17 protein-coding genes and 1 tRNA gene are annotated in these 12,633 nt (G+C 45.4%); 5 read left to right on the top strand and 13 right to left on the bottom strand.

Translation table 11 applies throughout. The annotated features are described in order from the left end of the window. Positions 1–2: 2 nt before the first annotated feature. The 11 genes from GCWU000321_RS06280 to GCWU000321_RS09855 all read right to left on the bottom strand — a co-directional run bounded on the left by GCWU000321_RS06280 (position 3) and on the right by GCWU000321_RS09855 (position 8,410). Entirely contained in the window at positions 3–1,973 is a 1,971-nt protein-coding gene (locus GCWU000321_RS06280; protein WP_007070304.1) for a DNA polymerase, read from the bottom strand. Positions 1,974–2,025: 52 nt separating this feature from the next. Beyond that, the gene (locus GCWU000321_RS06275) at positions 2,026–2,610 is read right to left on the bottom strand and encodes a DUF2815 family protein (protein WP_007070303.1); all 585 of its coding nucleotides are present in this window, start codon (positions 2,608–2,610) and stop codon (positions 2,026–2,028) included. 2 nt (positions 2,611–2,612) lie between these two features. Then, positions 2,613–3,782 carry a DUF2800 domain-containing protein gene (locus GCWU000321_RS06270; RefSeq protein WP_007070302.1) on the bottom strand — a complete coding sequence of 390 codons (1,170 nt, stop codon included), beginning with the start codon at positions 3,780–3,782 and terminating at the stop codon, positions 2,613–2,615. Next, the gene (locus GCWU000321_RS09205; RefSeq protein WP_007070301.1) at positions 3,779–4,192 is read right to left on the bottom strand and encodes a hypothetical protein; all 414 of its coding nucleotides are present in this window, start codon (positions 4,190–4,192) and stop codon (positions 3,779–3,781) included. The genes GCWU000321_RS06270 and GCWU000321_RS09205 overlap by 4 nt, the downstream gene beginning before the upstream one ends. Next, entirely contained in the window at positions 4,173–5,147 is a 975-nt protein-coding gene (locus GCWU000321_RS06260) for a DNA-methyltransferase (RefSeq protein WP_007070300.1), read from the bottom strand. The genes GCWU000321_RS09205 and GCWU000321_RS06260 overlap by 20 nt, the downstream gene beginning before the upstream one ends. 3 nt (positions 5,148–5,150) lie before the next feature. After that, positions 5,151–6,599, bottom strand: coding sequence for a DEAD/DEAH box helicase (locus tag GCWU000321_RS06255; RefSeq protein ID WP_007070299.1), 1,449 nt, complete (start codon positions 6,597–6,599; stop codon positions 5,151–5,153). Between the two features lie 92 nt (positions 6,600–6,691). Then, positions 6,692–7,033 carry a hypothetical protein gene (locus GCWU000321_RS06250; RefSeq protein ID WP_007070298.1) on the bottom strand — a complete coding sequence of 114 codons (342 nt, stop codon included), beginning with the start codon at positions 7,031–7,033 and terminating at the stop codon, positions 6,692–6,694. 11 nt (positions 7,034–7,044) lie between these two features. Continuing rightward, positions 7,045–7,401, bottom strand: coding sequence for a DUF4406 domain-containing protein (locus GCWU000321_RS06245; RefSeq protein ID WP_007070297.1), 357 nt, complete (start codon positions 7,399–7,401; stop codon positions 7,045–7,047). A 292-nt stretch (positions 7,402–7,693) separates the two neighbouring features. Continuing rightward, positions 7,694–7,942 (bottom strand): hypothetical protein, encoded by a 249-nt coding sequence (locus tag GCWU000321_RS06240; RefSeq protein ID WP_007070295.1) that lies wholly within the window; start codon positions 7,940–7,942, stop codon positions 7,694–7,696. Between the two features lie 2 nt (positions 7,943–7,944). Next, positions 7,945–8,202, bottom strand: coding sequence for a hypothetical protein (locus tag GCWU000321_RS06235; protein WP_007070294.1), 258 nt, complete (start codon positions 8,200–8,202; stop codon positions 7,945–7,947). 73 nt (positions 8,203–8,275) lie between these two features. Beyond that, positions 8,276–8,410 carry a hypothetical protein gene (locus tag GCWU000321_RS09855; protein ID WP_277352335.1) on the bottom strand — a complete coding sequence of 45 codons (135 nt, stop codon included), beginning with the start codon at positions 8,408–8,410 and terminating at the stop codon, positions 8,276–8,278. Positions 8,411–8,614: 204 nt separating this feature from the next. Between GCWU000321_RS09855 and GCWU000321_RS06230 the strand changes: the two genes are divergently transcribed. Further along, the gene (locus GCWU000321_RS06230) at positions 8,615–8,965 is read left to right on the top strand and encodes a hypothetical protein (RefSeq protein WP_040381421.1); all 351 of its coding nucleotides are present in this window, start codon (positions 8,615–8,617) and stop codon (positions 8,963–8,965) included. A gap of 139 nt (positions 8,966–9,104) precedes the next feature. Here the strand turns inward: GCWU000321_RS06230 and GCWU000321_RS06225 are convergent, their stop codons facing one another. After that, on the bottom strand, positions 9,105–9,290 hold the full coding sequence (locus GCWU000321_RS06225) for a helix-turn-helix domain-containing protein (protein ID WP_156777749.1): 186 nt from the start codon (positions 9,288–9,290) through the stop codon (positions 9,105–9,107). A gap of 165 nt (positions 9,291–9,455) precedes the next feature. On the opposite strand from GCWU000321_RS06225, the gene GCWU000321_RS06220 reads away from it, so the two are divergent. From GCWU000321_RS06220 to GCWU000321_RS09380, 4 genes are all read left to right on the top strand, one after another. Beyond that, positions 9,456–9,902, top strand: a complete 447-nt coding sequence (locus tag GCWU000321_RS06220; RefSeq protein WP_050754526.1) for a helix-turn-helix domain-containing protein — start codon at positions 9,456–9,458, stop codon at positions 9,900–9,902. Positions 9,903–9,913: 11 nt separating this feature from the next. Continuing rightward, a complete protein-coding gene (locus GCWU000321_RS06215) occupies positions 9,914–10,357 on the top strand; it encodes an ImmA/IrrE family metallo-endopeptidase (protein ID WP_007070289.1) in 444 nt (147 codons plus the stop codon). Between the two features lie 13 nt (positions 10,358–10,370). Then, complete coding sequence (locus GCWU000321_RS06210; RefSeq protein ID WP_007070288.1) at positions 10,371–10,922, top strand: hypothetical protein; 552 nt, start codon at positions 10,371–10,373, stop codon at positions 10,920–10,922. Between the two features lie 157 nt (positions 10,923–11,079). Then, positions 11,080–12,591 (top strand): recombinase family protein, encoded by a 1,512-nt coding sequence (locus GCWU000321_RS09380; protein WP_007070287.1) that lies wholly within the window; start codon positions 11,080–11,082, stop codon positions 12,589–12,591. Here the strand turns inward: GCWU000321_RS09380 and GCWU000321_RS06195 are convergent. Then, positions 12,554–12,630 (bottom strand) — tRNA-Arg (locus GCWU000321_RS06195). The genes GCWU000321_RS09380 and GCWU000321_RS06195 overlap by 38 nt on opposite strands. Between the last annotated feature and the right edge of the window lie 3 nt (positions 12,631–12,633).

Here is a 12,633-nt window from a genome sequence, read left to right as displayed (position 1 = left end):
TTTCAGTCTTTTGTGTAGTACGGGCTTATGAAGCCGTCAGCGTTAAGCAGCAGCCCCGGCGCCCACGGTATCGGTGCACACATAATTTGGTTAATCCTATCTATTTCATCTTCATGAATCTTATCTTTCGGTACTTCGAGTACCACTTCATCATGAATATGCATAAGCGGTTTGTATCCGGCTTTTACGAGTCGGTTGATTGCCAGCGCTAAACAGTCCCGCGCGATTGCTTGCGTAATGTTCTCTACTAGCTTACCGCCATAGGTTGATGTGTGGCTCCACTTGATTCCTGCCTGTACTCGGTAATGTAATGCAGGCTTACCAAATTGATTTTCGTTAATATAAGGCTGCGGGTAATATAGTTTTCGCCCGCTTGGCAGCCGTATCGTCAAGTAGTCATACCCGTATAAGAGATTACATTCTCGCGAAATAAGTATCCCGTGCGGAAGACCTACCGGGCGAGCGTCGGACATGACAGAAAGTGCCGCACCGTCTACGTCATACCAGAAGCCGCAGATGCGCGGATTAGCCCCGCGCCATCGATGGACAATATCCGGCAGTTCGTCTTCCGTAAGTCCCTGCTTCAGAGCGCCCATTGTAATAAGCGCCGGAGGCCCCCCTTGATAACCCAGCGCTAGTTCTGCCACTTTTCCTTTCTGTCGCAGGTGTCCGTTGATTCCGTGTTTTTCGACGGGTACGCCGAACATGCTGGACGCAGAAGCGCAATAGATATCTCCGCCTTTTGCGAAAACATCCTGCCGCCATTTCTCATCAGCGAGCCATGACAGTACGCGCGCCTCGATGGCTGAGAAGTCCGATACACAGAGCAGGCTCCCCTCCGGAGCGACGAAAGCCGCACGGATCAAATGAGATAAAGAAGTTGATATATGGCCGTACATAAGCTTGACACCGCGGGCATTTCCGTTTTTAACTAATCTGATGGCTGTATCCATAGCCACGGGCACGTCATGCGGTAAATTCTGCACTTGTACCAGCCGCCCTGCCCAACGCCCTGTTCGGTTAGCCCCGTAGAACTGCAGCACGCCGCGGATACGTCCGTCAGCGCACACAGCATTCTTCATAGATTCATATTTAGAAATACTGCTTTTTGCTAAAGCCCGTCGGATATGCAGTACTTCGGCCACTTGATCCTCTGCAATCTGCAGGCTCTCGGCCACGGTTTCTTTTGTAAGTTTTTCCAATTTCAGGTCGGAGTTATCGTTAATCCACGTGAGTAGCTGATTGCGACTGTTCGGATTGGTAAGTCCGGTTATTTGTATGGCTTTTTCCACGAGTTCTGTCTTATGTTGATCGTCGATGGCCAGAGCTCCTCGAACTAGATCCATGTCAAGCTGAATGCCTCGTCGATTTAGTTCGTAATCGATGACCCAGTCATCCTGTACCCAGCCCGGTACGGGGTAGGCAGATAGCCGCCGGTAATCTTCCATTTCGGTAACTACATCCTGCGCGTTGTATTCTTTGAATAAATGCCACTTATCTATATCGTGTTTCGGTAAGTTGCGGGTTCGCCCCCCATTTCGTTTTGTCGGTTTACAAGGTACGCAGAAATAACGGATGAGTGCTTTGCCGGTGGATAATTTCCGTTTGTCCTCGGGAATACCTAACGCAGCACCTAAGAAAGCCAGCCCCGCCGGGTAGCCAAGATATAAACCGTGAAGCATTGTACAGCGCCACTGCTCCGGGGAAGTAGCATATCCGTAGCGGTTGAGCCCTGTGATTTCAAATGACGCGTTATATGCGTGTTTGATAACCTCGGGATTATTCAGATCGGATATAACAGAATCTGGGATTTTCTCTCCTTGTGCCAGATCCACGACATGGACATCTCCGAAGTCGTAGGCATATGCAAAAAGCAATAATTCAAAGACGGGGGACTCGCAGTATTTAAACAGACCGGATTTTTTAATATCTACGTCTGAAAAAGTTTCAATGTCTATACTAAGGTGTTTCATAATGAGCCTTTCAGATAATAATGAAAGAGGCCCGGTTAAGGGCCTCCACTATTTACATCGGCTGCCCGGTTAATGGATTCACTTTCTGTACGGCGGCAGGCTGCGCAGCAAATACAGATTTAGCAGACGGCGCCTGTCCGCCTAAAGGTTCGCCGTCGGCAACTTTCTGCACGGGGCCGAGCCCGCAGCCAATGCCTTTTTTACCTTGAAAGTTATATGGGAAGAAATTAACGGAGATATTAGCGTAGATACCACTGTAGATCTGTATCGGTGAAATAATCGGATTTAAATTGGCGTCTACTACCTCTACGGGCTTATCGGCGGCACTTGACGCAGTGAATACCCAATGGCCTTTACATTCAGGGCCGTATTCGGCGCCATTTTGGGTAAGTCCATCTCCGTCATGTACTGGGGTGGCGACGATAGCCGGGGCTACGCCGTTCCATTTACCGGTAATTCCGTTTGCTTTAGCGGCTTCGATAGCACGGTCAATTTCCGCCTTTGCCGCAATGTCCGTTTTCGGTACGAGAATTGTCGTTTGGTACTTCGCCTCGGCGCCGGGTATCCGTGCATAGGCTTTTAAAATGTGTACATAGCTGAGTCTGACATTTCTTAATACGATGTTTGTGTTTTCCATGATTAGTTACCTCCTACAGGTTTAAATATATCTTTTGCAGATACCACATTACTGATTGCTTCTCGTTTGTCTGATTCCGGTGCCAGTGTCGGCTTTCCGGGGTTTTTAATTACATACTTACTGAGTAGAGTTTCGAATACTTTTTTGCCTACGATTTTTTCTGTCTGTGCCAAAGTAGCCGGTACACGACTGTACAGCAGGGACTCATCAATCCCATTGTCCGTGAGGACTTTAAACGCCTCATCGGTACTCGTGAATACGCGGCTGCCGCGGCCTTCTACGGCTTTCCATCCCGGTACTGTTTTACCAGAAAGGCAGCTGGATAACGCATAAGCCTGTAGATCTTCTGCCCATTTTTTGAGCGCCCCAGCTTTCTTGAGGTATTCCCCTAAGTCAGCCATTGTAATTAACGCGGGATTGGCGTTTTCTTTGGCCGTTTCTGCTAAAGCGGCGTAATACTCGGATCTTGCTTTACATTGAGCCCTTGCCCGGCAGAAACGGCAGTGTTCGCCCGGATGAAATTCCCCTGGCCCCTCAAATGCCTCTTTTGCTTTTGGTTTAACTACGGAATTACCCCATTCCGTGAGCGCAGCGCGTAAGAATGTATCTGTTCCTAAGATTTTCAGCCGCGGCTGCACGATGTGAATGTGAATTGTTTTAAACTGATACAGCAGCCCGTATTCGGACAGCGCCCCCAGAGCGTATAGCTTCAGCTGCGGGTTGTCTTTGGCGTCTACCGGTACACCTTTACCGTATTTGAAATCTACAACATGCAAGGCGTCTGGTGTCATGATTAGGCAGTCGGCAGTGCCGAAGCCTTTCGGAACGAACTGGCTGAAATCAACTTTTTTCTCAGCTGCTATGTAGGGCTTTGTGCCATAAGCCAGCATGATCTGCTTAATGCAGTCCAGATATTCCTCCGTATAGCCATCCATTTCTTTTTGATACAGAGGATCTTTTTTCAGTTTATTCATCCGCCGGGTAAAAGTGGCGGGGCTCATCGGCTCGATAGCATACCGCCGTAATTTCAGTTCGGCGATCGAGTGCGCCAGTGTTCCTTCGCGGGCAAATTCGCTAGTTGTGTCGGGGAACTCTGCCTCCAGCCTTGCTGATGCTGTGCACACGAGCCACTTATGCGCTCCTGAGGCGCTTAATAAGGCGTGCTGTGTCATAACTTAGCCCCCATCGCGCGGAGCTTAACTGCCAATTCGCCGTACTTTTCCTGTGGAATTTCCATCATGGAAGCTACTCCGAACTCTTGTATAATTTGTGTCAGTTCCGGTACTTTCCCGGCGTCCATCAGCGGTCCGCAGGCTGCAAGAATTTCGGCCTGCGTGTATTCTTTAGCCTGGGCTACCGGGACAGTTGGGAGTTGTACCGGGACAGCGGGAGATTTAGCCGCCTTAGGCGCCGAATCAGGTATTTTAACCTTGCTGATCTGCGGTGCCGCAGTACATGCAAGAGTTACTTTTTCCGGTGTAACTTCTACGGTGCTCCCTTTTGGTGTTACCGAGTTTTTCAAAAACACCTGCATTTCGCTAAGTACTTCGGCGGCGGATCCTTCAAATGTTACGGTCATCATGATTTTCCTCTTTCTGGCAGTTAAGCACTGCCTGCTTAAAATAAGATTCTTTTAATTCAAAGCCCATAGTCCGGCGCCCCATCTGTAAAGCTACGATGGGAACACTGCCGATACTGGCAAACGGATCTAAAACAATGTCGTTCGGATTTGTCCAGAGTTCCAGACAGCGGGCTATTAAATCCAGCTGTAGCGGACAGATATGTCGTTCATCTTTTTCATCTCTGGCGGCGGTTCGGTTTAGCGTGTTGCTCTGCCGGATATCCATCCACACCGGAGACGCATACCGCCGCCATACTTGATGGCTATAAACGGGTTCGGTATTATACTTTTCTTTCTTAGCTACTAGATCTGCGTCCGGTTCTGGTCTTGCACCTTTTATACCTTTCGGTTCATCTTCACCGTAAAAGCGGCTAAGCCCGGCTTCGTGGCTGACTGGTTCCGGATTGTCCCCCGGTAACCGGAAAGTCAATACATAATCCGGCAGCCCCATTCGGCACATCGCGGAGTCTTTACACAGCTGTTTATGCATAAGCCCCAGTGCTTTTGTCCGGGTAGCCTCTACTAATGGGTCTTTCCAGACGACGACGCGGCTATGGTAGATAAAGCCCGCATTTTCAAATTCCCGAATTAGCTCTCCGGGAAAATCCTTAAGCCCGATAACGCCATCTCGGCTTTTCATTTTCGGAATATCCATGCAGTGCACGGACACCAGCCGCCCAGGCATGATGACCCGTGCCAGTTCTTTTACTAGAAAAAGAAAATGCTGGTAGAACTGATCATCTCCCGTGCTGTTGCCCAGGTCACGGTCGCTGTTGCTATACGTATATAAGCTGCTGAACGGCGGAGAAAATATTGCATAATGTATGCAGTGATCCGGCAAGCCCTTAAGTATTTCTATAGAGTCACCGTTGTACAGGGATACTCTGTTTGATACATATTGATCAATTACTTTCAAGGGTTACGCCACCTCCATCTCTGTCCATTTTGGTAAAATCATATCGACGCTGGGCTCGTATTTTGCCATAACGCGACAAGTTGCTTTTAGTTCTTCCTTGACGGCCTGCTTTGTCAGTGTAATCATGGCGTCTCGCATTTTACGGCTGTCTGCTTCTTTGCGTTCGATGTTCTCTTTCACACAGCCTTCTTTCGCGGAGATGATGATGTACACATCCACCGCTTTCTTTTGCCCGAATCGCCAGCATCGTCTTACCGCTTGATAAAATTGTTCATAGCTGTCGGATAGCCCTACAAAAATGACATTGCGGCAGTTTTGCCAGTTCATCCCGAAACCTGCGATGCTCGGTTTTGTGATTAGACATTTCAGCAGCCCCACAGAAAAACCTGTCATAGCGTTTATTTTATGCGTAGCTTTATCTGCGCCTTTTACTTCCTGTGACAAATTGCACACCCGGTGAAGTTCTTCCGATTCCGCGTTGAGATCACACCATACGAGCCACTGCTCCGTGCTGTTATTGACCAGTTCCGCTGCCACTTGGCAGCGGTCTTGCAGTGATTCTTTCCGCGCGGATCGCCTTTGCGTCAGAGTTAGTTTTTCGGTTACCGGGGCATCGCCGTCAACAACGACTTCGTGCATGCGGATTTCAGGAAGCGTGTAACCCTCGTCTTTGTAGCCTAAGCTTGCCGGGTTATCCAGAACGACAGCCCAGCTGGCCATCCATCGCCAGAAACTGGTTTCAGCATGTCCTTTGAGCCGCCACTTAGACGTTTCCCCGCTGTCGTGAACGAAGTACATAGACAACATCTCCGTCCGTGACATAACCCCTAAGAACTCAGAATGGTTACCAAGTTCCATGAAGTCATTCGGCGCGGGGGTAGCTGTGCATGCTAAACGGTATGGAGTACGGCTGAACGACTCGATTAGTTGATTTCGGACTTTGCCGGTAAACGATTTCAAAATAGACGACTCATCCAGCACTACTCCTGAAAAAACTGACGTATCAAAGCGATCCAGCTTTTCATAGTTCGTAATATTAATTCCCGGGGTTACGTCTTCTGCTTTTTCGCAAAGGTGGACAGGGATCCCAAAGCGCTGCCCTTCGGCTACCGTCTGCGCGGAAACCGCCAGCGGGGCTAAAATCAAGACAGGTTTTCCTGTATGCCGCGTCACCTCATATGCCCACGAAAGCTGCATCAGAGTTTTTCCAAGTCCACAATCGGCAAAAATAGCGGCGCGGCCCTTAGCAAGTGCCCAGCGGACGATATCCCGCTGGAAGTCGAACAGGTTAGGATGAAGATCTTCTGCGGATATTTCAAACCCGTGACTTTCGGTTATTTGGCTTTTTGAGTCAATAAAAGTTTTGTAGTCCATTGTCTTTTCGCTTTCTTTGTAGTATCCTTGAGATAGAAGTTTTTCTTCTTTGACCCTTGACCAGTGGCTGCTGTTCATGGGTCTTTTTCATGTCCGCGCAATCGTCGGGTATGCAGTATCCGTAATGCGGGCATCCTGTGCATTCAAACAATATAATCGCCTCCTTCCCTCTAGCGGATCATGTCTAACAACAGGCGGATTTCTCTGCCGACTTTCATCCGTTCAGCAAAAGTTTCTTGCCCGCGGAAATCTTCCCGGTAGTACTCCAGCATTTCCAGAACAACTTCGAGTCGAAGTCCGCCGATTCCTTTTTCTGATTGGTCTTTATACGGCATGAGAATGGTTACTTCGCTGTTATCCTCGATCTGGATGTACCCGTGGTCTCTAAGCCGTCGTTTCATGACGCCTACGGCTCGGTAATCCGTGTCCAGCAGTTCCGCGGCTTCCTGATCTTTAATCGCGCGATTGTCTACGTACAGGTCGTATAATCTGTTTATCTTTGTCTTTTTCATAAACCCTCCTTTTATATGCGTTGCAGATCGTCACCGTCGAAAGTGAAAATCGGTAAGCCTTTTACTTTTGCCGCAATATACTCTGCCCGGCAACCCGCTGAATCATTCCAAAGGCCTGTTAATACGAGAGCGTCACACCGGAGAAGCAGGTTTACGCAGTCGCTGATTGCCGCTACCTGATTCGTCATCTCATAATCCAGATATCCCCAGTTGTGGATTGGCGATACTAAGGTATGCCGGGGCAACAATTTTTGCAGTTTTGACAGTTGAATTTCCGCGCGGGAAACATTATCTAAATCTCCACCGAAAGGGTGCGCCACATACAGCACAACGTACTTATTAATGATTGGTTGCATAATCGGATTCATCTCTTGATATAAACCTCCTTGTGCTGTCTTCCAAATTCGATAGCGTCTTCGTAGCTTTCCATGAAAATATCTATGCAGTTATCTATGCCGCAGCGGTCATTTACGATGTACTCCACGCTGTCAATAACGACGACTGTACCGAACGGCAGGAAGTTGCAAGCTACTCCGCCAACGTGGACAGTTTCGCCCGTTGCGGTAATAGTCCCTCAGTCATACGGTGTATAAGCGCTGCACTCTGCGATGAGCCATTCCGCATGCGCCGCGAAGGGTGCTAACAATGTGAATAAAATAGTTAATAGTCTTCTCCGCATTCATACATCTCCTCTCTATAATTCATGTCTTCAACGGCGACCGTTAATGTCTCTAAGTGATTAGCTAACGTTTCAAAGAAATCCATAGCTGCAATCACTTTTTCTTTCTGACCACTAGACATGCTGCGTTCGAAGTTTTTAAGATATCCGCACAGTATGAACTCCCCGCTACGGGCCACTTGTGCTACCATATCTACATCTTCGGTATCGACATCTCCCCTACACGCCATTTTTACCTCATCTCCTTTACTCTGATAACGATTTCTGTCCCCGGCTGAACATTGCCGGGATCGTTGATGCGGTTTTCTTTCAGTGCGTTGTAGACCAGCTCCTGCATGTGGTCCTTATCACTAGCGACCCTTGCGCAAGCGTCCCACACACTTTCACCGCGCGCTACCGTGACTTTGTACGGCACCGTCTTTTCTGGCGGCTGTACTGCGTAGCCGGCTAAGAAAACAATTGCTATGAAAGCTGTTAAATATTTAATCATGATATTTTCCCCGCTGCGGCGATAATCAGTACGACGGACAGGAAAAGCCATAAATAGATTATTAATCTGTCAATCATGCCGAGCCCTCCTGTTCTTTCGATAAACTCATAATCCACTTCGCCAGCTTGTACTCGTGAAAATCTGCTTCTTCTCCCGGCGGTTGATAGCTGACTTCGATAACCGACGGAAGCTCGTCTGAAACTCTCAAATTTAATCACCTCGATTTTTTCTGTTCTTCTCTCCGTTGAGCCGCCCGGCTTATTAGTTGTCGAGCATAACACAGTTCACAATGGATATAGCAATAACAACAACTTGTTATTTGCGGGCGGCTCAACGGAGAGAAGAAATTGATATGTTTTTTGCTTTACTCCGCACGCCTCTCTATAATTGTTTTAGAGAGGAGGTGAATGCGATGAATATTAGATCCTTAGTGGGCGCATTGGCAGTTACTACGCAGGCCGGAGATCTCACTCAGAATCAATTAATTCTGTTAACGGCTACTGGTACTATTTTTGGTACACCTGTTTTTAGCGACGATCCAGTGACACCTGAGACAGAAGCACCCAGAGCTTTTTTACGTGCGTGTTTCGGCAAGCCCGAATCTACGCAGCCAAAGAAACACGTTCTATGCGGGAGCGAGCCTTTCTTTTTACTGCAAAACGCCACAGTTGTAATCGGGAATGAGCCTACCAAACTCCCGTTTTTGTTTGTCCGCTATGATTCTGTTCTTGCATGTGCTGTCGGATCAATCGACTACAAGTAAGAAGATTTATAGTTGTACGAACCTTCAGAGCTCCGTTGCCGCGGGGCTCTTTTTCTGTGAGTTTCTTAAACTCTTCAACAGTGCACTCGATCTTCATTTTCTTCTTTACCTCACTTTCTGGAAAACCATTAGTATCTTTTTAGGATACTATTTCGTCAAAAAAAATAGCGTCTATTTCTTCAGGCTTTAATTTATACCTATCTTTTATGAAAAGTATTTCTGCTTGTCGAAAATCTGCCCCACCGTTGATTTTTAGATTTAATCGGGATAGGCTTATCCCTAAGGCAGTCGCTAAATCTTTTTGACTATCTCCGTATTTCATCATTTCGGCCCTCATCAATAGTTTATTCATTTTTTCACCCCGCTTTCTTTAAGTATCTCCTTAGGATACCTTGATTGTATATCCGTTTCTGTGTCTTGTCAAGATATTTTTTCTTGTTTTAAAAAAAATATATGGTATAATCAAGATACGAAAAAGGCGGTGACACACATGGAATTTAAAGATATCCTTTATACTTTAAGAAAAAAGAATAAGCTAACGCAGCAGGAAGTTGCAGAATATGTAGGGTTGCAAAAAGCAGCTATATACAAATATGAGCATGGCTTGCTTGTTAATCCTAAACGATCATTGATTTCAAAATTGGCTAAGTTATTTCAAGTTACCCCATCTTATATGATGGGGTTAACCGAGGATGATAAGTCTGCTCTCACGTCTTTTCATCTTTCCTTTACCAAAAAAGACGAAAAAGACATCCAAAAAAGACTGTCCGATATCTTGAATGATATGGACAGTCAGGATGCTATCGCCATGTATAACGGCGGAGAACCGATGGATCCCGAAACACGTGAGTACATGAAAGCATCTCTTGAAAACGCTCTCCGCTTTGCAAAATTAAAAGCAAAAGAAAAGTTTACTCCAAAGAAACATCGTAAATAAAGGATTACATCATGAATATAAAAAAGTTCGCAAATGATATAGCGAATATACATGACACGAGGAATCCGTTCCATATTGCTGCGGAAAATGACATCTATATTTTATACGAAGAGCTCGGGAAAAATTTAGGATATTTCAGTAATTTGTTTCGCATCAAAACAATACGGATAAATGATCATGCCGATCCGTTTCTCAAGCCGTTCATCTGTGCTCATGAACTCGGACATGCACTACTTCATCCACACGCCGGCACCCATGCTTTTAATCGAAATTCTTTTATTGCTAACTGCAAGATTGAAAAAGAAGCGAATCAGTTTGCCGTAGAGTTGCTGTTCCCTGATGAATTGATAGCCGGTCATCCGGAAATAGATATTTATAATCTGGCGCGTACGTTCGGTATTCCATATCAATTGGTTTATCTTAAGTCCATTTCTTACGGAGTACGTCATTTATAAATGGAGATAAATTATGAAAAAAGTAGAATTGTTGATTGCACTATTGATTACTATCATGTCTTTATTTACATTTAATATCGCTTATGCATCGGCTCCAAATGTCGCAGTTTTAATGGCTGGCGCAAGACAATCTACAAAAGATAAAAATGAGTTGAATGAACTAAAATCAAGGCAGCAGTTGATTGTGAATGCTATGCAAGGATCCATGATACCGGAAGAAAAAACAGCGCAGGTCGCTAATGATTATATTTTAGACAATAAGATTGATATTTCGTTCAGTACAACAGATTTAATTAATATCGGAAAACTCCTGAATGCCGACTACGTCGTATATAGCCAATTTTATATTGATAAAATAAATGCCCCCGGATTATTTCATACAACAATGAAATTTAAAGGGCAAACCGTATTAACGATTATAGATGTCCACTCTGGAGAATATAAATATAAAATTTCAGAAGATGTAAACAACGGAAAATTGGAAGATGTTTCGCAGTCTATGTTCATCGTGTATGACAAATCGATAGCAGATATTAAATTAAAGGGTCTAAAATTTTTAAAATGAATTGGGGTTCATGAAAGTGGATAATTTCACTATAACATAAAAATCCCGCTATCGTATTGCCGTACGATAGCGGGAAAATGTAATAACCCACCTCGGGCTGATTACTCTATAATTATAGCATAATCAGCCCATTTTAAACAAAGGAGCTGATTTTATAATGCTTAGAGCCGCTTTATACGCCAGATTTTCTTCCGAAAACCAGCGTGAAGAATCTATTCTTGCGCAATTCAGAGACAGTACTGAATACTGCAAAAAGCACAATTACGCTATTGTTGCAAAGTATGCCGATGAAGCAAAATCAGGCACTACGACTATCGGCCGTGAACAGTATAAACTTATGCTAAAAGATGCACAAAAAGGGAAATTTGATATCGTCGTATTTCACAAAATAGACCGCAACGCGCGAAACGAACTCGATTATTACATAACAAAGCACAAATTAGAAGAAGCGGGTGTAAAATACGCTTACAGCCGGCAGGATATCGACAGCACGTCCCCCGAAGGGCAGATGATGGAGTCCATGCTGGTCGGCATGGCCGCTTACTATTCGCGGAATCTTTCAAACGAAATCAAAAAGGGCCTGCGTGAAAACGCAATTCAAGGTAAATGCACAGGTGGTCGTCCACCGTATGGTTTTTCTGTTGATGCTGATAAAAAGTTAATCATCAACGAAGACGAAGCACCTGCCGTCCGTATGATTTTTGACTTGTACGCTGCAGGCGTTCATTACGGCGTTATTCGCAAGCGACTTTTCAATGCCGGTTATCGAAACCGCGCCGGGAAAGAATTTACCATTGCTTCTATTTATGAAATCTTGCGGAATAGAAAGTATGTTGGAGACCTTTATCTCGGCAAAACGTTATTCCGCAAAGGAAAGCGAAATAATCATCAAACAAGCGATAATGTACAGTATTTTGAAAATGTTATTCCGGCCACTGTTTCAAGAGAAATTTTTGAGGAGGTGCAGGTTAAATTGGATCAGAATAAAAGAAGATCAGGTGCAGGAAATGCAAAAGCAATCTACGCATTGTCCGGACTTATACACTGTGGGCAGTGTGGATCTGCTATGGTCGCACACTCGACGAAAAACAGCCGCGGTATAAAGAATTATTACTACAGATGTCCAAAAGGACGTCTTCTCGGAGAAGAAAAGTGCCCGCAGAAATTTATCAATCGCGATGATATCGAAAGCACAGTATACCAGCTAATCCGCAAATTATTTACGGCTCCGGATGCGCACGATCAGATAAAAAGAATTATCGCTAAAAATAACATGACTGTAAAAGTTCCTGATTATACAGAACTGATAAAGAGGCTAAAAAAGCAGGAAAGTGATGCGTCTAAGCGACTTGATAAATTATACGATCTGTACATGACCGATCGGGGAGATGAATTTACATCCGCGAAAATGGCGCAACTCAAGGAAGAAATACTGCGGCTCAGGGCGCAAATTAAAGAAGCCGAAGACAGACAGGCTATCGTACAGTCTACAACCTTTGATATTGATAAAATCATCGATACGTTCCAGAAACAACTCAAACAAAAACAGAGTCCTGAATTTATCAAGACCCTGTTTGAGCTTGCCGTTAAAAACATAACTGTTTATCCCGACAAAATAAAAGTGGCGTTGTTGGTGACCCAAGAGAGATTCGAACTCCCGACACCTTGATTCGTAGTCAAGTGCTCTATCCAGCTGAGCTATTGGGCCGTA

Source organism: Dialister invisus DSM 15470, assembly GCF_000160055.1.
GTDB classification, from domain to species: Bacteria; Bacillota; Negativicutes; order Veillonellales; family Dialisteraceae; genus Dialister; species Dialister invisus.
The sequence above is the reverse complement of the archived record's forward strand: the minus strand, read 5'-3'. Positions and strand labels throughout refer to the sequence as shown.